Source organism: Streptomyces sp. NPDC025784, from assembly GCF_055558435.1.
This window is the reverse complement of sequence record NZ_JBVHMN010000002.1, coordinates 371,293-395,413: the sequence shown is the minus strand read 5'-3', so window position 1 is coordinate 395,413 and position 24,121 is coordinate 371,293. Positions and strand designations below refer to the sequence as shown.

Sequence of the window (24,121 nt, the reverse complement as noted above, 5' to 3'; positions counted from 1 at the left end):
TCAACTCCTCTGGATCTCCTGGCCCTTGACGAGCGTACGCGGGCGCCTGCCGAGCGTGGCGAGCGCGAGGACGCTGACGGCACAGGTCGCCGCCGCGTAGTACCCCGGGATGTCCACGCTCCCCGTCCGCTTGATCGTCTCCGTGATGATGAGCCCCGCACAGCCCGAGAACACCGCATTGGACAAGGCGTAGGCGAGTCCCAGGCCCGTGTAGCGGACGCTCGTCGGGAACATCTCGGAGAGCATCGCGGGCCCCGGCCCCGCCATCAGCCCGACGACGGCGCCCGCCACGAGTACGGCGGCCCCCTTCACCGTGTTCGACGCCCCGGGATGCTGCAGGAGGTCGAGCAGCGGGACCGCGAGCACGGTGACCAGGACGGCGCCCGTGAGCATCACCGGGCGGCGCCCGACGCGGTCGCTGAGCAGACCCGCCGGGACGATCGTGGCCGCGAAGCCGAGGTTGGCGAGGACCGTGGCGAGCAGCGCCTGCCGGAAACTCGCGTTCAGGCTGCTCTGCAGGTAGGAGGGGAGGACGACCAGGAAGGTGTAGCCGGCCGCGGCCCAGCCCATGACGCGCGCGGCGCCGAGCGTGATCGCCCGAGCGATGACGCGGCGCGGAGGTCGCTCGCGTGCCCCCTCGCCCGCCGACTCGTGCCGGAAGGAGGGCGTCTCGTCCAGCCGGAGCCGCAGCCACAGCGCGCCGAGGCCCAGCGGCAGTGTCAGCAGGAACGGCAGCCGCCAGCCCCACGCCTCCAGCTCCCGCGCGTCCAGGACGGTGGCCAGCAACGCCGCCACGCCCGCGCCGCCCAGCAGGCCCAGCGCGACCGTGAACGACTGCCACGACCCGTACAGTCCGCGCCGGCCCGGCGGGGCGAACTCCGTCATCACCGAGACCGCGCCGCCGAACTCGCCGCCGGCGGACAGCCCTTGGAGTACGCGCAGGAAGGTGAGCAGCCAGGGGGCGAGGGCGCCGACGGTGGCGTACGTGGGGAGCACGCCGATCAGGGTCGTCGCCACCGTCATCAGCGCGATCACCAGGATCAGCACCGGCCGCCGCCCGATCCGGTCCCCGAGCCGTCCGAACAGCGCCGCTCCCACCGGACGGAAGAAGAACGCCAGTGCGAACGATGCGTACGTCTTGACCAGGCCCTCGACCTCGCTGCCGCCCTCGGGGGTGAAGAAGCGGGCCGCGATGACCGTCGCGAAGTAGCCGTAGACCCCGAACTCGTACCACTCGATGAAGTTGCCCACGGAGCCCGCGAGCAGTGCTCTTCGGGAGTGCTCGGGCTGCGCGGCGCGCAGGTCCGGGTCGTGCGCGGGGGCGCTCATGCCGGTTCCTCCCGGGGGCGTGCCGGGGCCGGGCGGTCCCGGCCGGAGGCGGAGACTGATGTTGGAAAGTTAGCTTCATTTCCGGGCCCGTCGGCTGTCAATAACTTTCACACGTGCTGGTGGACGACCCGTGGCGTCGCCTCCGGAACCCCACTGTCACCCGTCTCGGGAACAGCTCCGCGGAGCCGCCTCCACCGGGGCTTCCAGGCGGCTACGCTCGTTTCCAGCACGTCGTTCGGGTGACCTGGGGAGGTAGCGGGATGACGGAGGCACGACCCGGAGCGGTCGCCTCGGCTTCCCTGTGGGAGCGCGACGAGGAAGTCGCCACCCTCGAAGAGGCGATCGGTGCGCTGCGCGCCGATTCGGCGTCCTCGGGGAGCCTGTTGGTGTTCAGCGGGGAGGCGGGGCTCGGCAAGACCGCCCTCCTCGCCGAGGCGCGCCGGATCGCGGAGAGCAACGGCTGCGCCGTGTGGTCGGCACGCGGCGGCGAGACCGTCACGTCCGTCCCGTTCAACGTCGTGCGGCAGTTGCTCCAGCCCGCCCTCGTCTCGCTGCTGCCGGAGGAGGCGCGCGAGTATCTCGGCGACTGGTACGACATCGCCGGCCCCGCCCTCGGCATAACCGAACCGGGTGACCGGCAGCCCGACCCGCAGGGCGTGTGCGACGGGCTCGTCGCCGCGGTGCGACGTCTCGCCAGGCGCGACTGGCCGCTCGTGCTGCTCATCGACGACGCGCACTGGGCCGACCAGGAGACCCTGCGCTGGCTCGCCGCGTTCGCCGAACGCCTCGACGACCTCTCCGTCCTCGTCGTGGTCGCCCGCCGGCCGGGCGGGGTGAGCGGCGAGAGTGCCCGGCTGCTCGACGCCGTCGCCGCGACGGCCCTCCCGATCGCCACACTGAACGCGCTGACCCCGGCCGCTGCCGCCGGACTGACCCGCGCCACCCTCGGGGAACACGCCGACGCGCCGTTCTGCCGCGAGGTGTGGGCGGTCACCGGCGGAAACCCGTACGAAACCGTCGAACTGCTCGCCAAGGTGCAGGACAGCGACCTGGAGCCCGCCGAGGGCTCCGCCGCCGAACTGCGCGACCTGAACCGCTCGGCCCGTGGCCGCGGGCTCGTCGCCCGCCTCGAAGGACTCGGTATCGACGCCACCCGGTTCGCCTGGGCGGCGGCCATACTCGGCACCAACATCTCCCTCGACCTCGCCGCTCAGCTCGCCGGCATGCAGACCGACGAGGCCCATCGCTGCACCGAACTGCTCGGCGCCGCCCGCATCCTGACCAGGGTCGAGCTCGCGAGCGGCCAAGTGGCCGAAGGCGAGCTGGAGTTCGTGCACCCGCTCATCGCGACGGCGGTCTACCGCTCCATCCCGGACGCCCTGCGCACCGCGATGCACGGCCAGGCCGCCTGGGCGGTCACCGAGTCCGGGCTCGGCGCCGCCGCGGCCTCCCGCCACCTCCTCGAAGTGCATCCCGACGACGACCCCGAACTCGTCGAGCAGATGCGCGAGGCGGCCCGCGAACACCTCGCCGTCGGCGCGCCCGACGCGGCCAGGCGGTGCCTGGAGCGGGCCCTGGACGAGCCCCCGCTCCCAGAGGTGCACGCCCGCGTCCTCTACGAACTGGGCTGCGCCACCCTGCTGACCGCCCCCGCCAGGACGATCGGCCACCTGCGCGCCGCCCTCGAACGGCCCGGCCTCGACGACGGCGTGCGGGTCGACGCCGTGTTCCGACTCTCCCAGGCGCTGCTCCACAACGACCAGCTGGAGGAAGCGGTCCGCACGGTCGACGCGGAAGCCGACCGGCTCCCTCCGGGCCCGGCCCGGATGCGCCTGCAGGCCGTCCACTACATGTGGGAAGGCATCCACGCCGGCGAGGAACGCTCCGGACACTCCCGCGGCCTCGCCGAACTCGTCCAGACCTGCACCGGACGCGACAACTCCGAACGCGCGCTGCTGATACTGCGCGGCTTCGACGCGATGACCCGTGGCGAGAACGCGGAGGAGGTCGTGGAACTGTGCGACCGCGCCCTCGTCAACGGCCGCCTCGCACCGGGCCTCGGTTGGACCGACACCGAGTGGGGCGTCGAACTCCTCCTGATGCTGGGCAGCGCCTACGCGTACGCCGACCGGCTCGACCGTGCCGAAAGCCTCTTCAGCGAGGCCCTGCGCGCCTATGTGAAGTCCGGCTGGAGCGGCGGCCACCAGTCCCTGGCCAACGCCTACCTCGGACTCGCGCACCGCAGGCGGGGCCGCCTCACCGACGCGGAGCACTACCAGCGCGAATCGCTGCGCCTCGCCGAGCGCGTCGGCCGCGGTCTTCCCCTGTACTGGTCGGCGACCTGCGGGCTCATCGACACGCTGCTCGCCCGCGGCCACGTCCAGGAGGCCGCCGAGATCGCCGAACGCTACGGCTTCGCCCCGCCCTACCCATCCACGATCGTGCTGCCCGACACCCGCTCAGTGCGCGGCCGTCTGCTGCTCGCCGCCGGCCGTACGAAGGAAGGCGTCAACGAACTGGAGGCGGCGGAGAAGGCCGCCGGGGCGCGTGGCCACCACAACACCGTGCTCGCTCCCTGGGCACTCGACCTCGCCCGGGCCCTCGCCACCGAGGACCCGGTACGCGCCGCCGCATTGGCTGCGGACGCCCGGCGGCAGGCCGAGCGGTTCGGCACCGACACGGCCATAGGCGAGGCGCTGCGCTGTGCGGCGGCCCTGGAGACGGGCCAGCGGGCGGTGCGGCTGGCCGCCCAGGCGGTCACCTATCTGGAGGCCTCCCCGTGCCAGTACGAACACGCGGCGGCCCGCGTGGAGTACGGCATCCTGTCCCGCTCCACGACGGAGCTCAACAAGGGCCTGGCGCTGGCCCGTTCGTGCGGCGCGAACGGACTCGTGACCCAGGCGGAGCACGCCCTGAGGACCCTGTAGCCCGTCGGACCGCGTCGGCGCCCGACCGGACGGGACCCCCGCCCGTCAGGCGTCGAGCAGTCGCTCCGTCGTCTCCTCCAGCCGCGCGCGGAGCTCCGGGTCGTACGCCGCCGCGTGCGCCCGGGACGGCTTCGTCCCGTCGAAGTATCCGCCCGACCCGAGGTCCCGCGTAGCCAGGGCGATCACGCCCGCCGCGCCGTCCGCCACCGTCGACCAGGGAGTGACACCGGCCTCCCGGACCATCGCCGTGTCCATGTAGGTGGCCGGATGCAGGACGTTCACCGAGACGCCGCTGCCCGCCAGTTCCCCGGCCAGCGTGAACGTGTGCGCCGCCAGGGCGAACTTGCTGCGGCAGTACACCGACACACCGTCGTAGCCGCGGGTGAACTCCGGGTCGGCGAAGTCCAGCGGCTCCTGCCCCGCCGAACCGACGTTGACGACGCGCGCGGGGGCGTTCGCGCGCAGCGTGGGCAGCAGCGCGCGGGTGAGGACGACCGGTGCCAGATGGTTGACGGCGCGCCGCAGCTCGTGGCCGTCGAGGCTCACCTCGCGGCCGGAGCCCCGCGCACCGGCGCCCACACCGGCGTTGTCGACCAGCACGTCGAGACGGGGATGCGCGGCGGCGACCTCCTCGGCCAGTCGCCGGACCTGCGCCGTCGAGGCGAGGTCGGCGACGAACCCGTGCGCCTCGCCCTCCGCGAGCAGCTCCGCGACGACCGCCCGCGTCTGCTCCGGGTCGCGCCCGTGCGCGAGGACGACATGACCGGAGCGGACCAGCTCGAAGGCGACGTGCCGGCCGAGGCCGGAGGTGGCGCCGGTGATCAGGACAGTGGACACGACGACTCCGTTCGCGGATGCGCGCAGGTGGTTGCGTTCAGCCCAGGCAGCCGCGGCCGGGCGTACATGGTGCCGCTGACACTCCGTCTGCCGGTGTCACCCTGACCCGGCGGTCCCCTCCGCCGTCTCCACCTCGGCCAGCACCCGCTGCGCCACCGCGAAGGCCGAGTTGGCGGCCGGAACACCGCAGTACACGGCCGTCTGGAGCAGCACGGCGCCGATCTCCTCGGGCGTGAGTCCGTTGCGCAGTGCCGCGCGGACGTGCATCGCGAGCTCGTCGTAGTGGCCGTGGGCCACCAGCGCGGTCAGCGTGATCATGCTGCGCTCGCGGCGAGCCAGCGTGGGATCGGTCCAGATCTCACCCCACGCGTACCGGGAGATGAAGTCCTGGAAGCGGGCGGTGAACGGGGTCTGCCGGGCCTGCGCGCGGTCCACGTGCTCGTCGCCGAGTACCTCGCGACGCACCTCCATGCCGCGTCGGGCCCCGCCCGAGAAGTGGGCACGCAGGGCCGTCAGGACCGCCTCAGGGCACTGCGCGGGTGCCAGGTGGGAGGCTCCCGGGATCTCCACGAGCGCGGCACCCGGCACCGCGTCCGCGATCTCCCGCAGATGCGCCGGCGGCGTCGCGGGGTCCTCGCGCCCGGCGATCAGCAGCGTCGGCACGGCGATGGACTCCAGCCGGTCCCGGATGTCGAAGGCGGCCAGGGCGTCGCAGCAGGCGGCGTACGCCTCCGGGTCGGCGGCACGGTGGTCGGCCACCAGCCGGGGCACGGTGAAGCCGGGCGTGAACCACCGGGCGTCGGCGGTCGCGGCCACCGGCGCGAGACCTTTGCTGCGCACCAGTTCGGCACGTTCCTGCCACGGCTTGGAGCCGTTGAAGTGGGCCGAGGAACAGATCACCGCCAGCGAGGAGAGCCGCTCGGGATGGTGTACCGCCAGATGCAGGCCCACCGCACCGCCGAGCGACACCCCGGCGTACGCGAACCGTTCGATGCCCAGCGAATCCGCCAGCGCCAGCACCAGCGCGGCCAGCTCACCGACCGTCGCGCCGGGGTGGACGAGTCCGGCAGGTGAACCGCCGTGTCCGGGAAGGTCCCAGCGGACCACGCGGTGGTCGACGGACAGTTCCGGCGCGACGGCGTCCCACAGGGCGTACGACGTGCCGAGCGACGGTCCGAGGAGCAGCGCGGGAGCGGTGCCGGGGCCCTCGGCGCGGTGATTGAGGAGTGGGTCGGTCAACGTCGCTCCAGAGCACGGTCGGTCAGGGCCCCGGCGGAGCCCGTGTAGCGAGTGGGGTCGGTGAGATCGGCCAGGTCGAGGTCCTCGAGATCGGGCTCCTCGCCGAGCACCTCCACGAGGGGCCGCCCTTCGGTGACGGCCCGCCGCGCGGCCGCTGTCAGCAGTTCCTTGGCGCGCGCCCGGCCGAGCACCGGGGCGAGTTCGACGGCCAGCCGCTCGGAGACGATCAACCCGTGGGTGAGTCCCAGGTGTTCACGCATGGCGTCCGCGTTCACCCGAAGCCCCTCCGCCAGGTCGACGGCCTGCTCCGCGGCGCAGCCCGCGAGCCGCAGCAGATCGCGCAGCGGCTCCCATTCGGCGTGCCAGGCGCCGGCCGGCCGCTCGTCCTCCGCGACCATGGACGCGTAGAGGGTGGCGGCGAGCCCCGGCGCGCGCCGGGCCGCCGCGGCGATCAGCGTGGCCGTCACGGGGTTGGCCTTGTGCGGCATGGCGGAGGAACCGCCGCCCGATCCCTCGGCGAGCTCCGCGATCTCGGTGCGGGAGAGGGTGAGGACGTCCGCCGCCAGCTTGCCGAGGGCACCCGCCGTGAACGCCAGGGCACCGGCGAGGTCGGCGACCGGTGTCCGCAGGGTGTGCCAGGGCAACGCCGGTTCGGCGAGCCCGAGTTCCCGTGCGTACGCGGCGACCAGGGCCTGCGCGTCCTCGGCGCCGAAGGCGGTGAGAGCGGCCAGGGTGCCGGCGGCTCCCCCCAGTTGGGCGGGCAGCCGGACGCCGGCGAGGCGGTCGCGTGCGTCCAGCAGCAGGGACCGCCACCCCGCCGCCTTCAGGCCGAAGGTCGTCGGCACGGCATGCTGGGTCAGCGTCCGCCCGGGCAGCACCGTGTCCCGGTGGGTCGCGGCGAGCCGGCCCAGGGCCGTCGCCGCGCGCTCCAGGTCCGCCACGGTCAGGTCCCGGGTGCGCCGGGCGACCAGCATCAATGCCGAGTCCAGGACGTCCTGGCTGGTCGCGCCACGGTGGACGTACGGCCCGTGCTCCTCGCCGACCGCCGCTGTCAGCCGCGCGACCAGCGGGATCACCGGGTTGCCGCCGTCCCGGGCCGTCCGGGCGACGGCCCGGGCATCGAGGTCGCGGGCGCGGACCGCCGACACCGCCGCCGCGGCGGCGGCGGGCACCGCCCCGGAGTCCGCCCAGGCCCGCGTCAGCGCGGCCTCCGCGTCCAGCAGCGCCTGGAGCACGGCGCTGTCCGACGTCGCGGACGACGCGGGGGAGTCCGCCCGGCCGGGGGCGAGCAGCGCCCCGGGGTCGCCGGGGGGCGCCTCCGGCCCGTCGGGTGAGCCGGTCACCGGAACTCCAGGAAGACCGTCTCGCCCTCACCCTGCAGGCGGACGTCGAAACGGTACGTGCGCTGCGAGCCCTCGGTGGCGAGCAGCGTGGCGCGCCGGTCCCGCGGCAGCGAGTCGAGCAGCGGGTCGGCGCCGTCGGCGAGGTAGGCCCGGGTGAAGAGGTGGTGCACCAGACCGCGCGCGAACACGCACACGCTGATGTACGGCAGTCCGGCGTTCCCGGGCGGCAGCGTACGCAGCGCGTAGTGCCCGTCGGCGTCCGTGGCGACCCGGCCGAAGCCCGTGAAGTCGGTGCCGTTGCGGCCCAGGAACCCGCCGGTCGACGGGTCGCGGCGCATCGAGCCCGCGGTACCGTCGAGGGAACCGTCGGGGGCGGCCTGCCAGAAGTCCAGGAGGGCGTCGGGGATCGGTTCGCCCGCGCCGTCGAACACGTATCCGTGCAGGGTGATCGTGTCCGGGTGGCCCGGGGGCGCCACCTCCCCGCCGCCGGGGAAGGGCAGGGCGTGGCCGTAGAAGGGGCCGATGGTGTGGGACGGGGTGGGGAGCAACCGCTCGGTCATGCTCAACGGCCTTCCTCGATCCAGGTGGCGGAGGGACCGTCGAGGACGATGTCCCATGCGTAGCCGAGCGAGAACTCGGGCTCGGAGAGAGCGTGGTCGTAGCGGGCGACCAGACGGTCGCGGGCCGCCCTGTCGGTCACGGACTGAAGGATCGGGTCGTAGGGGAACAGCGGGTCGCTGGGGAAGTACATCTGGGTCACGAGCCGCTGGGTGAACGCCGTGCCGAAGACCGAGAAGTGGATGTGCGCGGGCCGCCACGCGTTGGTGTGGTTGCCCCACGGATACGGGCCCGGCTTGATGGTCGTGAAGTTGTAGCGGCCCTGGTCGTCCGTCAGGGTCCGGCCCACGCCGGTGAAGTTCGGGTCCAGCGGCGCCGGGTGCTGTTCGCGCAGATGGGCGTAGCGGCCGGCCGCGTTGGCCTGCCAGATCTCGACGAGCTGGCCGCGCACCGGACGTCCGTCGCGGTCGAGCAGCCGGCCCGACACGGTCATGCGCTCGCCGATCGGCTCGCCGCGGTGCCGGCGCGTCAGGTCGTTGTCGATCTCGGTGATGTCGGTGACGCCGAAGACCGGGCCGGACAGTTCGACCGTCTCGGGGTCGCCGCCGTTGACGGCGACCAGGGGCTGCTTGGGGTGGCGCAGTACGGAACTGCGGTACGGGGGGTAGTCGCGCACCGGATGGTGGCGTACCGGGGCACCGCCGGCGACCGCCTTGTCGTAGGCGTCCTGGAGATCCTTGATCTCGACGTCGATGTCCGACTGAGTGAGAGCCATGGTCGACTTCCTATCGTTCCAGTACGAGGGCGAGGCCCTGGCCCACGCCGATGCAGAGGGTGGCGACGCCCGTTCCGCCGCCCTTGCGGGCGAGCTGGTGGGCGACGGTGCCGGCGAGGCGGGCACCGGAGGCGCCGAGGGGGTGGCCGAGGGCGATGGCGCCGCCCTGCGGGTTGAGGGCGGCGGGGTCGAACTCGGGCCATTCGGCGAGGCAGCCGAGGACCTGGGCCGCGAAGGCCTCGTTCAGTTCCAGGACGTCCAGGTCGGCGAAGGTCCTGCCGGCCCTGGTGAGGGCGCGGCGGACCGCCTCGACGGGCGCGAGGCCGAAGTACTGCGGGTCGACGGCGGACACGCCGGTCGCACCGACCCGGGCGAGCGGTTCGCGGCCGGTGGCCCTCAGGCCTTCCTCGTCGACGAGCAGGAGGGCCGCGGCACCGTCGTTCAGGGGGGAGGCGTTGCCCGCGGTGACGGTGCCGTTCTCCCGGCGGAAGGACGGCTCGAGCTTCGCCATCGCCGCGAGCGAGGCGTCCGGTCGGACGCACTCGTCGGCGTCGAGGAGCACGGGGTCGCCCTTGCGCCGGGGGACCGGCACGGGTGCCAGCTCGGCGTCGAAGAGGCCGTCGGCCTGGGCCCTGGCGGCCTTGCGGTGGGAGGCGAGGGCGAACTCGTCCTGCTGCTCGCGGCCGATCTTGTGTTTGTCGGCGATGAGTTCGGCGGACTCGCCGAGGGGGATGGTCCACTGCGGGTCCATCCGCGGGTTGACCATGCGCCAGCCGAGGGTCGTCGAGTACAGCTCGGCGTGGCCGGCGGGGAAGGGCCGGTCGCTCTTCGGCAGCACATGAGGGGCACGGGTCATGGACTCGACCCCGCCCGCCAGTACGACGGACGCGTCACCGAGGGCGACGGCCCGGGCGGCCTGGACGACGGCTTCCAGACCGGAGGCGCACAGCCTGTTGACCGTCACGCCCGGCACGGACGTGGGCAGGCCTGCCAGCAGGGCGGCCATCCGGCCGACGTTGCGGTTCTCCTCACCGGCGCCGTTCGCGTTGCCGAAGTACACGTCCTCGATCCGCGCCGGGTCCAACCTCGGCGTGCGGGCCAGGAGTTCGCGGATGGCGTGTGCGGCGAGGTCGTCGGGGCGCACCGGCGCCAGCGAGCCGTTGTAGCGCCCGATCGGGGTGCGTACCGCGTCGACGATGTAGACGTCCCTCACGACGTGACCTCCTTGCTGTGGTGTGCGGTGAGTTCGCCCGCGACACGCACATCGGCGTCGGTCCTGGCGAGGATCTCCGGCACGGTGACGCCGGGCGCGGTCTCCACGAGGACGAGTCCGCCGTCGGTGACGTCCAGGACACCGAGGTCGGTGACGATCCGGTCGACGCAGGCCTTGCCGGTCAGCGGCAGGGCGCACTCGCGGAGGATCTTCGGGGAGCCGTCCTTGGCGGTGTGCGTCATCACGACGATGACGGTGCGGGCGCCGTGGACGAGGTCCATCGCGCCGCCGATCCCGGTGATCATCTTGCCGGGGACGGCCCAGTTGGCGAGGTCGCCGTGCGCGGAGACCTGCATGGCGCCGAGGACCGCCACGTCGATGTGCCCGCCGCGGATCATGGAGAACGACAGCGCGGAGTCGAAGTAGGAGGCGCCGGGCAGAACGGTGACCGTCTCCTTGCCCGCGTTGATCAGGTCGGGATCGACCTGGTCCTCGGTGGGGTAGGGCCCGGTGCCCAGGATGCCGTTCTCCGACTCCAGGACCACTTCCACGCCGGCCGGCAGGTGGTTGGGGATCAGGGTCGGCAGGCCGATGCCGAGGTTGACGTACTGGCCGTCGCGCAGCTCGCGGGCGGCGCGGGCCGCCATCTCCTCACGTGTCCAGGCCATCAGCGGTTCACCGTTCCGTCCGTCGCGGGCGTCGTGACCGTCCGCTGCTCGATCTTCTTGTCCGCGGCCTGTTCGGGGGTCAGCGCCAGGACACGCTGGACGAAGATGCCGGGCAGGTGCACCGCGTCGGGGTCGATCGCCCCGGGCTCGACCAGCTCCTCGACCTCGGCGACGGTGACCCGGCCGGCCATCGCGGCCAGCGGGTTGAAGTTGCGGGACGACTTGTTGAAGACGAGGTTGCCGTGCCGGTCGCCCCGCGCCGCCCGGACCAGGGCGAAGTCGGTGCGGATGCCGTGCTCCAGCACGTACTCGGTCCCGTCGAACTCCCGGACCTCCTTGGGTGGGGAGGCCAGTGCCACACCCCCCTGGCCGTCGTAGCGCCAGGGCAGTCCGCCCTCGGCGACCTGCGTGCCGACTCCGGCGGGGGTGTAGAAGGCGGGGATCCCGGCGCCGCCCGCGCGCAGCCGCTCGGCGAGCGTGCCTTGCGGGATCATCTCGACCTCCAGCTCACCGCCCAGGTACTGGCGCGCGAACTCCTTGTTCGCGCCGATGTAGGAGCCGGTCACCCGCGCGATCCGACCCGCGGCGAGCAGGACCGCGAGGCCGGAGTCCATCGCACCGCAGTTGTTGGAGACCACGCCGAGGCCGCCCACGCCGCGCGCGTACAGCGCCTCGATCAGCACGTTCGGCACACCGCTCAGGCCGAAGCCACCGACCGCGAGTGTCGCGCCGTCCGGCACATCGGCCACCGCCTCCTCGGCCGTGGCGACCACCTTGTCCATGCGTGAAGCCTCATCTCTCCCGAGCGTCCAGCGCCCGAGTTAGTCAGGGCACTGATTATTTCTTGGAGGTTTCGAACACGCTGCCACCCGGGCCGGGGTCCGTCAAGACCCCTCTGATACGCGCAGGTGATGGCCTCGTTGCTGAACAGGACAGGTGCCGGGGTCGCCAGGTATTGTTCAGTACACCAACGAATTTCGATCCTGGTATGGCGCGGTGGGCCGCGCGTACACGGAGCTGAGGAGCGCACATGGCCGCGGTGGATCTCTCCACCCACCCCGGGCACCTGGCCCGGCGTCTGCAGCAGGCGCACTACCTGCTGTGGAACACGATGGTCTCCGAGGAGATCACCTCGCCGCAGTTCGCCGTGCTGAACGCACTCGTCGCGGAGCCCGGCCTCGACCAGCGCACGGTGGGGGAGCGGGTGGGGCTCGACCGGTCCACCGTCGCCGAGGTCATCAGCCGGCTCGGCCGGCGCGGGCTGCTCGACAAGGTGCGCGATCCGCAGGACGGCCGCCGCTTCCTGCTGCGCCTCACGGACGAGGGGATGCGCACCCACCGCAAGCTGACCGTCCGCACCGCGCGCATGAACCAGGTCTTCCTGGCCCCGCTCTCCGCCGAGGAGCAGACCGTGTTCTTCGACCTCATCCAGCGGGTCTCGGACGCCGCGGAGGGGCTCCGCAACCCCTCGGAGCCCCTCGCCGCGCAGGGCTGACACCGTCGCCGGGGCCCTGCGCCCGCCCGTTCACGCCTTCGCGAACACCACCCAGACCTGACCCCGGGCGAAGTTCATCGGCGTCCCGTCCTTCGTGGTGAACTCCGTACCGTCCTGCGCGTCGGGGCGCGACCAGTTCACGTCGTAGGCCCGGCCGTCGCGCAGCACCTTCGCCGTGCCCGAGCCCACCGTCTCCGTGTACGGGGTGTTGTTCCCGAGGAAGTCGTGGAACTGGGACCTGCGCACGTTCACGTACTGCACGACGACGGTCGCGGGCGCGACCGTCCTGCCCTCGGCGGTCACGGTCGGCGTCCCGTCCATGTCCACCAGCCAGCGCTTCCTGCTGTCGGACCAGGTGAAGGTGAACCGGGCCGCGGGGTAGCGCACGGTGCGCGAGTTCTCCTTCGTGCCGCCCTCGGGCGCCGCGCCGAAGTGGAAACCCGTGGTGAGCGCGTCGCCGCCCGGTGCCGATGCCACCAGCCGCTCCGGGCGCAGGTACAGGTTGTGCGGCACCGGTCTGTCCGCCGCCCGGTAGTACGCGCCGGGCGTGGTGTCCGCGGACTGTGCGTGCAACGGCGCCTTGTCGATCAGCGGCAGCAGCTTGTGCTGCGCCCCGGAGAAGGCGAGCGTCGGCTCGTCGAACTGGCCCAGCAGCTCCAGATCCGATTCGCGTGCGCTGCGGACCGGTCCGACGGCCTTCGGCAGTGTGGTCGCGAAGACCGCCATGAGCCGGCTCAGACCGCCCTCGACCTGCTCCGCGTACACCACGTCGGCCGCGTCGAGGCCGGTCGCGGGCCGGGCCGCACGCACGTTGTCGATCTTCACGGCGAGCACCGGACCGGCGCTCTTCGAAACCTCGGGGCTCGGGCTCGCGGTCGGGCTGGGGATCGGGCTCGGTGTCGGGGCACGCCCGTCGTCGAGGGCGCCCCCGCTGCGCGCGTGGCCACCCCCGGTGCACCCCGTCAGCAAGGAGCTCGTCACCGCCGCGGCCAGCAGTGCCGCCGTCATCGCGCCGCGCCGCAACGGCGCCGTCTGTCGCATGCCCACCGTGCCACCCAGTCTTGTGTCATCGATTGTGCGTTCATACGTTCATCGATGGCCATACCCGATCGATTCTGATTGTGCGCGTTAAATCAGCTGATCGGCTCAGTGAAGTGGGTGAAAAGGCAAGAGAGAGGGGCGTGTGGAGCCTGCCGCGGGTCGGCGAGCGGACGGAGTCAGGGGTTCCGGGGGCTTGTCCCGAGGGCGTGCGGGCGCTGGAACCCGGGGGGCGATGGGCGGCGGATCCCGGACCTCGGGACGGGCGAGGGGCGGCCGGGTGGCCCCGGAGCTCGGGCCGGGGACAGATGCCGGGTTCCGCGACTCAGGCCGACGGTCCGGGGTCAGTCCTGCGGCCCGAAGATCTCCGCGAGGTCGTAGCCCACCGGCTCCTCCAGCTGGCCGTAGGTGCAGCTCTCGGCCGTCCGGTCGGGGCGCCAGCGGCGGAAGCGGGCCGTGTGCCGGAAGCGCACGCCGTTCTCCATGTGGTCGTAGGCCACCTCGGCCACCCGCTCCGGCCGCACCGGCACCCAGGACAGGTCCTTCTTGCCCGACCACCGGCTCGGCGCGCCCGGCAGCCGGGCCGTCTCGTGCGCCGCCTCGTCCGTCCACGCCGCCCACGGGTGCTCCCCGGCGTCCGTCATCCGCAGCGGCTCCAACTCCTCGACCAGCTCCGCGCGCCGCTTCATCGAGAACGCCGCGCTCACCCCCACGTGCTGGAGAGTGCCCGCGTCGTCGTACAGGCCGAGCAGCAGCGACCCGACCACCGGGCCGCTCTTGTGGAAGCGGTAACCGGCGACCACGACGTCCGCCGTCCGCTCGTGCTTGATCTTGAACATGGCACGCTCGTCCATCCGGTACGGCAGCGTGAGCGGCTTGGCGACCACACCGTCGAGCCCCGCACCCTCGTACTGCTCGAACCAACGCTGCGCGACCTCCCTGTCCGTGGTCGCCGGGGCCACGTGCACGGGAGCCGTCACCCCGGACAGCGCCCTCACCAGCAGGGCCCGACGGTCGCTCAACGGGACGTCGAGCAGCGACTCGCCGGCCAGGGCCAGCAGATCGAAGGCCACGAAGGACGCGGGCGTCTTCTCCGCCAGCATGCGCACGCGTGAGTCGGCCGGGTGGATGCGTTCGGTGAGCGCGTCGAAGTCGAGCCTCCCGTCCCGGGCGATCACGATCTCGCCGTCCATCACACAGCGCTCCGGCAACCGCTCCCGCAACGCGGCCACCAGCTCGGGGAAGTACCTGGTCAGCGTCTTGCCGGTGCGGCTGCCGAGTTCGACCTCCGCACCGTCGCGGAACACGATCGCGCGGAACCCGTCCCACTTCGCCTCGTAGTGCATGCCGGGCGGGATCTTCGCCACGGACTTGGCGAGCATCGGCTTCACGGGCGGCATCACCGGCAGATCCATGCTCCGATTCTGCGCGGTGCCGGGGCCCTTCGCCCGGTGTGCGAGCCGTGCGCCCTGCGCCTACCGTGGCTCGCATGGGCGATGCGGTGGAACTCGAGGCGGCCGGGAGGACCGTACGTCTGTCCAGCCCGGAAAAGGTCTTCTTCCCGGAGCGCGGGTTCACGAAGCTGGACCTCGCGCAGTACTACCTCGCCGTGGGCGACGGCATCCTGCGGGCCCTCCGCAATCGCCCCACCACCCTGGAGCGCTACCCGGACGGTGTGACCGGCGAGTCCTTCTTCCAGAAACGGGCGCCCAAGAACATGCCCGACTGGATTCCCACCGCCCACATCACCTTCCCCAGCGGACGCAGCGCCGACGAGATGTGCCCCACCGAGCCCGCCGCCGTCCTGTGGGCCGCGCAGTTCGGCACGCTCACCTTCCATCCGTGGCCCGTCCGCCGCGACGACGTCGACCGCCCCGACGAACTGCGCATCGACCTCGACCCGCAGCCCGGCACGGACTACGCCGACGCCGTGCGCGCCGCCCACGAACTGCGGGCCGTCCTCCACGAGTACGGCGACCTGACGGGCTGGCCCAAGACCTCCGGCGGACGCGGGCTGCACGTCTTCGTCCCCATCCAGCCGCGCTGGACCTTCACCCAGGTGCGCCGGGCCGCCATCGCCGCCGGGCGCGAACTCGAACGCCGCATGCCGGGCCGGGTCACCACCGCCTGGTGGAAGGAGGAACGAGGCGAAAAGATCTTCGTGGACTACAACCAGACAGCGAGGGACCGCACCATCGCCTCCGCCTACTCGGTCCGCCCACGACCGCACGCCCCCGTCTCCGCACCCCTGCGCTGGGACGAGGTGGACGACGCCCGGCCGCGCGACTTCGACCTGGCGACCATGCCGGCCCGCTTCGCCGAACTGGGCGACGTGCACTCCGACATGGACGACCACGCCTACTCCCTGGAAGCCCTGCTGGAACTCGCCGCCCGCGACGAGCACGACCACGGTCTGGGCGACCTGCCGTACCCGCCGGAGTACCCGAAGATGCCGGGCGAGCCCAAGCGGGTGCAGCCGAGCCGGGCCCGGCAGAAGGACGGCTAGGGGGCTTCGTTCGGACCGGCTCGGGTCCGCGACGAGGGGAGGTGACGACAGGCGCTAGCCGTCGAGCGCCGCGAACGTCGCTTCGATCGTCCGGCAGTCCCTCAGCAGAGCCTCGTCCTCGGCCACGTCGTAGCGCACATTGCCCGTGGTGCCGTCGTTGTTGTGGCGGCGGGGCGAGGCCAGCTCCGCGCGTATCAGCGGGAGGGCGGGAGCGGCCGCCAGGCCCATCCCCGCCAGACAGGACGCCGCGGCCGGGCGGCTTCTGGGTGTGGCCGTCCACTCGTGCAGCAGCACCGGGAGGACCGCTTCGACGTCGCCCGTCACCTTCCACAGGGCCACGGCCGCCGGCACGTTCGTGCCCGCGGCGGCGAGCTCGCGCAGGCGCGGGGCCAGCGCCGCGCCCGCGGGGCCCAGCGAGCCGATGATGCGCAGGGCGGCCGTCCGTCCGTACCAGTGGGTCGAGTCCAGGCCGTCACGGACGACGGGGAGCACCAGCTCCGCCTCACCGGTCACCGCCCAGAGCGCCTCCGCCGCGTCCAGCCGGATCTCCGTCGCGGTGGCCTCGTCCGTCACCGACTCCCGCAGTCGCGGCGCGGCTTCACCGGCCGCACGGCCGTACCGGGTGAGAGCCTGGGCGGCCGACCAGCGCGCCTGCCGGCCCTGCTCGGCCCCGAGCATCGCGACGAGCAGCTCCAGCGAGGGGGCGGGCGCGATGACGCCCAGCGCGTCGATCAGACGGCTCCTGTCGCGGTGGGCTCCCGGCGCGAGCGCGGCCAGACGGCGGTGCAGCACCGGGCCGAGCGGCGCCGCCGCCTCGGCCCCGATCGCCTTCACCCACCGGGCCAGATACTCCGGTGTGTCGCCGCCCTCGGCCATGACGTCGACCAGCGCCGGCACGGCCCGTTCGTCGCCCTGGAGAGCCAGCGCCGCCAGCGCCCTGCCGTAGAGCGTCCGCTCCCAGCCGTCGGGCTCCCACTCGTCGTCCCACTCCCGTACGCAGACGGCGAGGATGTCCGCGACGACATGGGCGATCGGCGCCACGTGCGACAGCTCGTTCAGTGCTCGTTCGGACAGGTCCGGTTCCTCCTCCACGAGCTGCCGGGCGAGCAGGGCCACCGGCAGGTCGTTCGGTGCGCGCCAGCCCGTCAGCAGCAGGCCGCTCATGCGGACGGCCGCGACGCGCTGTCCCCAGTCCTGGGAGCACAACTGCCCGTTCAGCAGGTCGAAACGCACATCGGCGCGGTCCCCGAGGGCCCGGTGCAGCTCCTCCAGCAGATCGTCGGCCCGGTCGGCGTCGACGCTCTTGCGGTCCGCCGCCTCCAGGTCCCGCAGATACGACACCATCGTGGGGGTACGTGGCCGCTCCGGTGCGGGTTCCGGCTCCTCGTCGGACTCGCCGTGCCGCGCCTCGTACGCCAGGCGCATGATCTCCAGGGCCACTTCCACGGTGTTGTCCGGCAACAGGTCCGGGGCGCAGCGCGCCAGTTGCGCGAGGACCGTCATGCGCAGCTGCGGGTCGGCCGTGCGGTCGAGGACGTCCCGCAGGACGGGTCCGGCCTGGGAGCCGAGCGTCTCGGCGTGGTCGACGGCCAGGGTGCCGATGGCGCGCGCCAGGCCGTGGGCGGCCTCGGTGTCGGTCTCGACCGGCAACCGGTCACGCAGGACGGAGAACACCTTCGTGGGCTCCGCGTGCAGATGCGCGAGCGCGCCCGGCAGGGCGGCGCGCAGCTCGGCGTCGGGATCGTCGAGCAGTCCGAGGAAGAGGTCGGCACGCCCCCGGATCAGCCGCGAGGCGTCGAGGAACGGCTGGATCCACGCGGCGTCCTCCTCCTCGTCCTCGAAGAGGCCGCCCAGCTCCTCGGGGTCGGGTTCCTTCTCGCCCGCGATGCTGCGCAGCAGGCCGACGACGGCGTCCCGGTCGGCCACCGTGGGCGTCTCGACGAGCTCGAAGAGGAACGGGATGCAGGCGACCGTGCTGTCGTACACGTCGCCCTGGTGGTGCACCGCGCCGTACATGCCGTCCAGGGCGATGTCGCGGCGGGCCGGGTCGTCGGAGGCGAGGCCCCACAACAGGTCGGGCACGTCCGTGGCCGAGTCGGTGTAGGCGTGGCCCATCGACGCCCAGTCGACCTCATCGATCCCCGTGAACACACAGACCTCCCCGTCGGCAGCGGCGTACGGCTGCCGCTGATCACAGCATGCCGCACGCCGCTGACAACGGCTCAGGCGGATCCGGGTTGCCCGGACCTCCTCACAGCTCCTTGATCCGGATGTCCCGGTAGGAGATCACATCGGTCGTGCTGTGCACCTGGAGCCCGACGTACCCGGAGGCGAACCGCCGGCCGTCCGTGCCCGGGTCGTCCGAGCGCGGCGGATAGAACTCCTGGCCTCCGGTGTTGTCGAACTCGTTGATCAGTACGCCGTTGCGGTAGACCGAGTAGTGCTGGTCGACCACCCGGATCTCGTAGTCGTTCCAGGTGCCCTTCTGGGTGACGCCCGCACCGGCGAGGCCCACCCGGTCGAAGCCGTAGATCGAGCCCGTCTTGTACATGTCGCCGTCGGGCCGGTCGAGCACCTGCACCTCGTGCCCGTACTCGATGGCGACCCACTCGGGGCGCGACTCCTGCGGGTGGTCGTGGACCCAGGGGAAGCGCACGAACACACCGGAGTTGGCGTTGCCGGTGCCGGGTGCGTCGTCACGCCACTGGAGCTTCAGCGAGAAGTCGCCGTACTTGCGCTGCGGGAACCACAGCATGCCGAGCCCGCCGGTCGAGGTGCCGGAGGTGATCGACCCGTCCGTGTTCAGCCCGAACGAACCGCCGCCCACCTGCTCCCACTTGGCGAAGGACTCCGGCGAGCCGTCGAAGATCTTGCGGTAGCCCTCCGTCTGGCCCGGCTTGCCGATCCCGGACTGCTTGGCGGCCCTGTTGATCCTGTTGTACTCGCGCTGGTCGACGACCCCTTCCTTCAGGAGCCGGTCGAGGACGGTCCTGACGTGCTTGAGGAACAGCGCCTGGGACGTCCATTCCTTCTCGTCCTCGATCAACTCGTTGATGCGGCAGCGGTTTTCGGTGACCCGGTTCGGTACACCCGAGTCGACCGAACCGACGATCACCGTCGACCGCTCGTCGTACTCGGGGCAGTTCGGCGGGGGGACCCCGCCGCCCGGCGCGACGGTGAAGCTCACGGTCCGTGCCTCGGACGTGTTGCCGGCCTTGTCGCTCGCCCGGTACGCCACCGTGTGCGCCCCGACCCGGTCGACCACGACCGGTGCGGAGTAGGCCAGATAGGGGCCGCCGTCCAGCGAGTACTCGATCGCGGCGACACCCGAACCGCCCTCGTCCGTGGCGCTGACCGTCACCTTGGCGCTCTTCACGTACGCGCCGTCGGAGTTCTTGGTCCCGTCCACCGTCGCCCCGGTCACCGGCGGTGTCGTGTCCGACGCCGGTGGCGCGACCACGGTGAAGTCGACGCTCTTCTCGGCGGCCGTGTTGCCCGCCTTGTCGGTGGCCCGGTAGCGCACCTGGTGCGCACCGAGCGCGTGCACCATCACGGGGGCCGTGTACGGCTGCCAGCCGCCCGAGTCGACGGCGTACTCGATCGTGTTGACGCCGGAACCGGTGTCGGAGGCGGAGACCGTCACCGTCGCCATGTCGATGTAGGCTCCGGCGGCGTCGCGTTCCCCGCCGACCGTCGCCGAGGTCTCCGGCGCCGTGGTGTCGTCGGTCGGTGGCGCGACCACGGTGAAGTCGACGCTCTTCTCGGCGGCCGTGTTGCCCGCCTTGTCGACGGCACGGTAGCGGACCTTGTGGGTGCCGACCTGGTCGACGACCACGGGTGTGGTGTACGGCTGCCAGGCGCCCGCGTCACCGATCGCGTACTCGATCCGGTCGACGCCCGAACCGGCGTCGGTCGCGCTCACCGCGACCGTGGCCGAACCGACGTACGCACCCTCCGAGTTCTGCGCCCCGGTCACGGACGCCGAGGTGTCCGGCGCCGTGGTGTCCGAGCCGCCGCCCTCGGTGACCACGAGGATGCCCTGCATCCGCTCGTGACCCGGCATGGTGCAGAAGAAGCGGTAGCGGCCGGGAGTGAGTGTCACCTCGGCCGTGTGCCTGCCGCCCTGGTCGTCGTTCGGGTTGGCCAGGATGTTGAGCGGGACGTCGTTGTTGTACTCGGGATCGGACACGTCGAACGTCAGCGTGTGCGGCATCCCCGTGGTGTTGCCGGTCGCCGCGCTGTTCTCGAAGACGATCGTGCTGGGCCCCGCGACCGCGGTCTGCGGCACCGAGGCGTACTGGGTGATGTCGTCGCCCGCGGTCCAGGTGAGGACCTGGGCGGCGGCCGCCTTCGGTGCCTCGGACCGCCCGACGGCGGCCGTCACGGCCGCCGCGGACGTCGACGTCAGTCCGAGCACCATCAGCAGGGACGCCACCAGGGTCGTCCACAGACGTGCCGTTCTTCGTCGTGCGAACATCACTCCGCCTTCCTGGCCAGCCGGCCGGCCGCCGGAGTCGGACCGCCGCCGGTGTAAGTGACCTTCCACAGCGCCGACTTGGTGTCGGAGGTGAAGAAGCCGCGGCCGTAGTCGAGGACGTACAGCGCGCCGTCGGGTCCGAACTTCCAGTCCATGAGGTTCTTGATGCCGTCGTTGCCGATCGGCACGATCTTCTTCAGCGACTCCGAGTGCACGGGCAGGCCTCCGTCCCCGGCCGTCCTCGGGTCGGTGAGCACCGCGTTGCGGGGCTGGTCGGAGTCGTAGAAGTCGCCGACGAACCACTTGCCGTCCCAGTAGGCGGGCCACTTGCCGGAGTCGGCGATCGAGGCGTCGTACCGGTAGACGGGCCCGTCCATGGCCGCCTGGCCGCCGCCCTTGAGCCACGGCAGCAGATAGGTGGCTTCCTCCTGCTTGTACGACGGGACGCCGTTCGCGTCGCGCGGGTAGTCCGGCGCGCCGCCCTGGGGCGAGTACCAGATGTTGTTGCCGGTGACCGGCGGAAGGTTGACGAGCCCGTCGTTGTTCGGGGACTCGTTCTTCGGGTGGTCGCAGTCGTACCAGCCGAGCGGCTTGGTCGGATCGGGCAGGTTGCGGTCCCGGTAGGGCTGCTTGTTGCCCATGCAGTACGGCCAGCCGCGGTTGCTCGCCTTGGTGATGACGGCGAAGGTGTCGTACTTCGCCGGGCCCCATGTCGTCGACGGCGCCCCGGCGTCCGGGCCGACCCAGCCGGCGTACAGGGTGTCGGTCTTCTTGTCGACGGAGATCCTGGCGGGGTTCCTGACGCCCATCACGTAGATCTCGCCGCGCGTCTTGCCGCCGCCCTCCGCGGTCTCCTTGCCGGTGAAGAGGTTGCCTTCCGGCAGGGTGTACGTGCCGTCGGGCTCCGGGTGGATCCGCAGGATCTTGCCGTTGAGGTTGTTGGTGTTGCCCGCGGTGCGGCGGGCGTCCGCGAACGACACGCCCTTGTAGTTGGGCTCCGGGTTGTTGCCCGAGTAACCGTCGCTGAAGCGACTGGAGTTGTTGTCACCCGTCGCGATGTACAGGTTGCCCTTGGAGTCCCAGGCCATCCCGCCGCCCGCGTGGCAGCAGCTGTGGATCTGCACCGGCCACTTGAGGAGGACCTTCTCGCTGTTCAGGTCGAGCTTGTTCGTGGCGAGGTCGAGCGTGAACCGGGACACCCGGCGCTCGGCCATCTGGGTGTCGCGGTCGATCCGGGAATGGGGCGTGTAGTGCAGGTACACCCAGCCGTTCTGCTCGAAGCGCGGATCGAGCTCGATGCCGAGGAGCCCCTCCTCGACCTTGATCAGCTCGTCGCCGCCGCCCTTGTTGCCGAACACGGTGAGCGCGCCGGCCAGGGTGACCTTCTTGGTCTTCGGGTCGTAGACGTGGATCTCGCCCTTGCCCTTGCCGACGTCGGGGTTGTTCCAGTCGGTGATCACGGGCTGGGAGGAGTCGGCGCCACCGCGGCCGATGTAGAGGACGCGGCCGTCGGGTGCGGTGACCAGGCCGTGCGGCTCGCCGATCTGGTCGTTCTGGCCCGGCTGGTTGGGCTGGGTGAGCCGCTCCGCCTTGTAGTTGGAGTTGATCGCCGCCTTGCAGTCGGCCTGCGCCAGACGCGTCGTCCAGAGCAGGGCGCCGCGCAGGTGCGTGCGGAAGTCGGTCTCGTCGTACGACGAGACCGTGCCACCCATCCCGGTGTAGAAGGAGCGGCCCCCGTCGTAGTCCCGGCACCAGCTCACCGGGTGGTCCCAGCCGTTGGCCCCGGCACCGGGCCGGTACGTCGACTCGCGGACCCGGGCCACCGTGTGCACGTCGCCCGACGGGTTCTTGACCCAGTTGAGCCACTGGTCGGGGCGTTTCCACTGGACCGGCAGGTCCTTGGTCGCGGGGTTCTGCCGGTCGCCGACCTCGACGGTGGCACGCTGTACGTCCGTCGGGCTCGTACCGGCCGGGCGGGCCCCGATGAGCCCGGTGAACCAGTCCGAGTACGGCTCCGCGCGGGCCGCGTCGTGGATGCCGACGAATCCGCCGCCCGCCTCCATGTAGGCCTCGAGCCCGGCCTCCTGCTCGGGATCGAGCACGTCGCCGCCGCCGGTCAGGAAGACGACGGCGTTGTAGCGGCCCAGCTCGGTGTCGTCGGTGAAGACCGAGGCGTCGTCCGTCGTCTCGACCTTGAAGCGCTGTGCGGCCGGGCCGGACAGCCCGATCTTCTCGATCGCCTCGATGCCGGCGTTCACGACCGGTGACTCGTCCCCGGACGCCGCCGAACCGTAGAAGATCAGCACTCGCACATTTGCGCCGCCCGGGGGCGACTTGATGGACATCGTTGTCAGGGACGGGTCCGGGGCCGGGCGCGCGTTCGCGGCGGGCGCGGCGAGCACCCCCGCGGCGACGGCCCCGGCGGCCAGCGCCGACGCCCAGGCCCGGCGCCTGCTTCTGCGTCTTTTCGCGCTCAACCCTCTTAGGACTGATGGCTCTTGATGCGATGTGAGCCGCATGTGGTCATCCACTCCTCGTCGGTCACAGCAAACGCCAAGGAAGCTAGACCTCTTTTCGCGGCCCGCCAATAGGTATGACCGCGATTCAACGAACTTTGTCCTGAGTGTGGATAAACGACGATGGTGCGGCTACCGTCTCACAGGTTCGCCTCCGTAAATTCCGTACCAGGATGGGGAGTTCGGCATGGACCGACGCGGTTTCAACCGGCGGATGCTGCTCGGCGGGGCTGCGGTCGCGACCGCTGCGACATCGTTGTCGGCGGCTCCGCGAGCCGTGAGCGCCGCGGACGACGTGCGGACCGCTCCGGCCGGCGGCGAGGTCCGGCACATCAAGCTGTACGCGGAGAAACTCGCCGACGGACAGATGGGATACGGCCTGGAGAAGGGCAAGGCGTCGGTCCCGGGGCCGCTGATCGAACTCGACGAGGGCGACACCCTGCACATCGAGTTCGAGAACACCATGGACGTGCCGGCGAGCCTGCACGTCCACGGCCTCGACTACGAAGTCTCCAGCGACGGAACGAAGTTGAACAAGAGCGACGTCGAGCCGGGCGGCACCCGCACCTACACCTGGCGCACCCACGCACCCGGCCGCCGCAAGGACGGCACCTGGCGTCCCGGGAGCGCCGGCTACTGGCACTACCACGACCATGTGGTCGGCACGGAACACGGAACGGGCGGCATCCGCAAGGGCCTCTACGGTCCCGTGATCGTCCGCCGCAAGGGCGACATCCTCCCCGACCGGACCTTCACGATCGTCTTCAACGACATGACGATCAACAACAGACCCGCCCACTCCGGCCCCGACTTCGAGGCCACGGTGGGGGACCGCGTGGAGTTCGTCATGATCACGCACGGCGAGTACTACCACACGTTCCACATGCACGGTCATCGCTGGGCCGACAACCGCACGGGCCTGCTGACCGGCCCCGACGATCCGAGCCGGGTCGTCGACAACAAGATCGTCGGTCCCGCGGACTCCTTCGGCTTCCAGGTGATCGCGGGGGAGGGCGTCGGCGCCGGGGCCTGGATGTACCACTGCCACGTCCAGAGCCATTCCGACATGGGAATGGTGGGGTTGTTTCTGGTGAAGAAGACGGACGGGACCATCCCCGGGTACGACCCCCACGAGCACGCCGCGCACGAGCACTAGGAGACGCCGCGCACGGGATCCCGGACCGGGTCCGGCACAGTTCC

The 24,121-nt window shown here is 71.8% G+C and carries 18 protein-coding genes; 4 read left to right on the top strand and 14 right to left on the bottom strand.

The genetic code is table 11. The features are described 5' to 3' along the window. Nucleotides 1-1,329: an MFS transporter gene (locus ACZ4IF_RS07810; protein WP_467560550.1), complete on the bottom strand. Its 1,329-nt coding sequence runs from the start codon at nucleotides 1,327-1,329 to the stop codon at nucleotides 1-3. Nucleotides 1,330-1,589: 260 nt separating this feature from the next. On the opposite strand from ACZ4IF_RS07810, the gene ACZ4IF_RS07805 reads away from it, so the two are divergent. Continuing rightward, nucleotides 1,590-4,256 carry an ATP-binding protein gene (locus ACZ4IF_RS07805; RefSeq protein ID WP_467560548.1) on the top strand — a complete coding sequence of 889 codons (2,667 nt, stop codon included), beginning with the start codon at nucleotides 1,590-1,592 and terminating at the stop codon, nucleotides 4,254-4,256. A gap of 45 nt (nucleotides 4,257-4,301) precedes the next feature. On the opposite strand, the gene ACZ4IF_RS07800 is transcribed toward ACZ4IF_RS07805, so the two are convergent. From ACZ4IF_RS07800 to ACZ4IF_RS07765, 8 genes are all read right to left on the bottom strand, one after another. Further along, nucleotides 4,302-5,093 (bottom strand): SDR family NAD(P)-dependent oxidoreductase, encoded by a 792-nt coding sequence (locus tag ACZ4IF_RS07800; protein WP_467560546.1) that lies wholly within the window; start codon nucleotides 5,091-5,093, stop codon nucleotides 4,302-4,304. Between the two features lie 96 nt (nucleotides 5,094-5,189). Next, the gene (pcaDC, locus tag ACZ4IF_RS07795; RefSeq protein WP_467560544.1) at nucleotides 5,190-6,332 is read right to left on the bottom strand and encodes a bifunctional 3-oxoadipate enol-lactonase/4-carboxymuconolactone decarboxylase PcaDC; all 1,143 of its coding nucleotides are present in this window, start codon (nucleotides 6,330-6,332) and stop codon (nucleotides 5,190-5,192) included. Further along, nucleotides 6,329-7,675: a 3-carboxy-cis,cis-muconate cycloisomerase gene (pcaB, locus tag ACZ4IF_RS07790; RefSeq protein ID WP_467560542.1), complete on the bottom strand. Its 1,347-nt coding sequence runs from the start codon at nucleotides 7,673-7,675 to the stop codon at nucleotides 6,329-6,331. The genes pcaDC and pcaB overlap by 4 nt, the downstream gene beginning before the upstream one ends. Beyond that, nucleotides 7,672-8,235 (bottom strand): protocatechuate 3,4-dioxygenase subunit alpha, encoded by a 564-nt coding sequence (gene pcaG, locus ACZ4IF_RS07785; protein WP_467560540.1) that lies wholly within the window; start codon nucleotides 8,233-8,235, stop codon nucleotides 7,672-7,674. Before pcaG ends, pcaB begins: the two co-directional genes overlap by 4 nt. Before the next feature lie 2 nt (nucleotides 8,236-8,237). Continuing rightward, nucleotides 8,238-9,008, bottom strand: a complete 771-nt coding sequence (pcaH, locus tag ACZ4IF_RS07780; protein WP_359488174.1) for a protocatechuate 3,4-dioxygenase subunit beta — start codon at nucleotides 9,006-9,008, stop codon at nucleotides 8,238-8,240. Nucleotides 9,009-9,018: 10 nt separating this feature from the next. After that, entirely contained in the window at nucleotides 9,019-10,221 is a 1,203-nt protein-coding gene (locus ACZ4IF_RS07775; RefSeq protein ID WP_467560538.1) for a thiolase family protein, read from the bottom strand. Beyond that, the gene (locus ACZ4IF_RS07770) at nucleotides 10,218-10,889 is read right to left on the bottom strand and encodes a CoA transferase subunit B (RefSeq protein ID WP_467560536.1); all 672 of its coding nucleotides are present in this window, start codon (nucleotides 10,887-10,889) and stop codon (nucleotides 10,218-10,220) included. The genes ACZ4IF_RS07775 and ACZ4IF_RS07770 overlap by 4 nt, the downstream gene beginning before the upstream one ends. Next, nucleotides 10,889-11,671 (bottom strand): CoA transferase subunit A, encoded by a 783-nt coding sequence (locus tag ACZ4IF_RS07765; RefSeq protein ID WP_359488168.1) that lies wholly within the window; start codon nucleotides 11,669-11,671, stop codon nucleotides 10,889-10,891. The genes ACZ4IF_RS07770 and ACZ4IF_RS07765 overlap by 1 nt, the downstream gene beginning before the upstream one ends. 248 nt (nucleotides 11,672-11,919) lie before the next feature. On the opposite strand from ACZ4IF_RS07765, the gene ACZ4IF_RS07760 reads away from it, so the two are divergent. Then, nucleotides 11,920-12,384, top strand: coding sequence for a MarR family winged helix-turn-helix transcriptional regulator (locus ACZ4IF_RS07760; protein WP_467560534.1), 465 nt, complete (start codon nucleotides 11,920-11,922; stop codon nucleotides 12,382-12,384). Nucleotides 12,385-12,414: 30 nt separating this feature from the next. On the opposite strand, the gene ACZ4IF_RS07755 is transcribed toward ACZ4IF_RS07760, so the two are convergent. After that, nucleotides 12,415-13,425, bottom strand: a complete 1,011-nt coding sequence (locus ACZ4IF_RS07755) for a DUF3048 domain-containing protein (protein WP_467560532.1) — start codon at nucleotides 13,423-13,425, stop codon at nucleotides 12,415-12,417. Between the two features lie 341 nt (nucleotides 13,426-13,766). Next, a complete protein-coding gene (locus ACZ4IF_RS07750) occupies nucleotides 13,767-14,837 on the bottom strand; it encodes an ATP-dependent DNA ligase (protein ID WP_467560530.1) in 1,071 nt (356 codons plus the stop codon). A 74-nt stretch (nucleotides 14,838-14,911) separates the two neighbouring features. Here ACZ4IF_RS07750 and ligD point away from each other — a divergent pair, with 74 nt between their 5' ends. Further along, the gene (gene ligD, locus ACZ4IF_RS07745) at nucleotides 14,912-15,928 is read left to right on the top strand and encodes a non-homologous end-joining DNA ligase (protein ID WP_467560528.1); all 1,017 of its coding nucleotides are present in this window, start codon (nucleotides 14,912-14,914) and stop codon (nucleotides 15,926-15,928) included. Nucleotides 15,929-15,982: 54 nt separating this feature from the next. Here the strand turns inward: ligD and ACZ4IF_RS07740 are convergent, their stop codons facing one another. The 3 genes from ACZ4IF_RS07740 to ACZ4IF_RS07730 all read right to left on the bottom strand — a co-directional run bounded on the left by ACZ4IF_RS07740 (nucleotide 15,983) and on the right by ACZ4IF_RS07730 (nucleotide 22,834). Then, nucleotides 15,983-18,079 (bottom strand): HEAT repeat domain-containing protein, encoded by a 2,097-nt coding sequence (locus ACZ4IF_RS07740; RefSeq protein ID WP_467560526.1) that lies wholly within the window; start codon nucleotides 18,077-18,079, stop codon nucleotides 15,983-15,985. A gap of 100 nt (nucleotides 18,080-18,179) precedes the next feature. Next, nucleotides 18,180-20,405, bottom strand: a complete 2,226-nt coding sequence (locus ACZ4IF_RS07735) for an OmpL47-type beta-barrel domain-containing protein (RefSeq protein ID WP_467560524.1) — start codon at nucleotides 20,403-20,405, stop codon at nucleotides 18,180-18,182. Beyond that, nucleotides 20,405-22,834, bottom strand: a complete 2,430-nt coding sequence (locus ACZ4IF_RS07730; RefSeq protein WP_467561109.1) for a ThuA domain-containing protein — start codon at nucleotides 22,832-22,834, stop codon at nucleotides 20,405-20,407. Before ACZ4IF_RS07730 ends, ACZ4IF_RS07735 begins: the two co-directional genes overlap by 1 nt. 274 nt (nucleotides 22,835-23,108) lie before the next feature. On the opposite strand from ACZ4IF_RS07730, the gene ACZ4IF_RS07725 reads away from it, so the two are divergent. Then, nucleotides 23,109-24,077, top strand: coding sequence for a multicopper oxidase domain-containing protein (locus tag ACZ4IF_RS07725; protein ID WP_095937828.1), 969 nt, complete (start codon nucleotides 23,109-23,111; stop codon nucleotides 24,075-24,077). The last annotated feature ends 44 nt before the right edge of the window (nucleotides 24,078-24,121 follow it).

Bases quoted from the DNA above. Each gene is read 5' to 3' on its own strand.
- ACZ4IF_RS07805 (WP_467560548.1), top strand. From the start codon at position 1,590: ATGACGGAGGCACGACCCGGAGCGGTCGCCTCGGCTTCCCTGTGGGAG.
- ACZ4IF_RS07765 (WP_359488168.1), bottom strand. From the start codon at position 11,671: ATGGACAAGGTGGTCGCCACGGCCGAGGAGGCGGTGGCCGATGTGCCG.
- ACZ4IF_RS07735 (WP_467560524.1), bottom strand. From the start codon at position 20,405: ATGTTCGCACGACGAAGAACGGCACGTCTGTGGACGACCCTGGTGGCG.
- ACZ4IF_RS07810 (WP_467560550.1), bottom strand. From the start codon at position 1,329: ATGAGCGCCCCCGCGCACGACCCGGACCTGCGCGCCGCGCAGCCCGAG.
- ACZ4IF_RS07750 (WP_467560530.1), bottom strand. From the start codon at position 14,837: ATGGATCTGCCGGTGATGCCGCCCGTGAAGCCGATGCTCGCCAAGTCC.
- ACZ4IF_RS07755 (WP_467560532.1), bottom strand. From the start codon at position 13,425: ATGCGACAGACGGCGCCGTTGCGGCGCGGCGCGATGACGGCGGCACTG.
- pcaG (WP_467560540.1), bottom strand. From the start codon at position 8,235: ATGACCGAGCGGTTGCTCCCCACCCCGTCCCACACCATCGGCCCCTTC.
- pcaH (WP_359488174.1), bottom strand. From the start codon at position 9,008: ATGGCTCTCACTCAGTCGGACATCGACGTCGAGATCAAGGATCTCCAG.
- ACZ4IF_RS07760 (WP_467560534.1), top strand. From the start codon at position 11,920: ATGGCCGCGGTGGATCTCTCCACCCACCCCGGGCACCTGGCCCGGCGT.
- ACZ4IF_RS07770 (WP_467560536.1), bottom strand. From the start codon at position 10,889: ATGGCCTGGACACGTGAGGAGATGGCGGCCCGCGCCGCCCGCGAGCTG.
- ACZ4IF_RS07725 (WP_095937828.1), top strand. From the start codon at position 23,109: ATGGACCGACGCGGTTTCAACCGGCGGATGCTGCTCGGCGGGGCTGCG.
- ligD (WP_467560528.1), top strand. From the start codon at position 14,912: ATGGGCGATGCGGTGGAACTCGAGGCGGCCGGGAGGACCGTACGTCTG.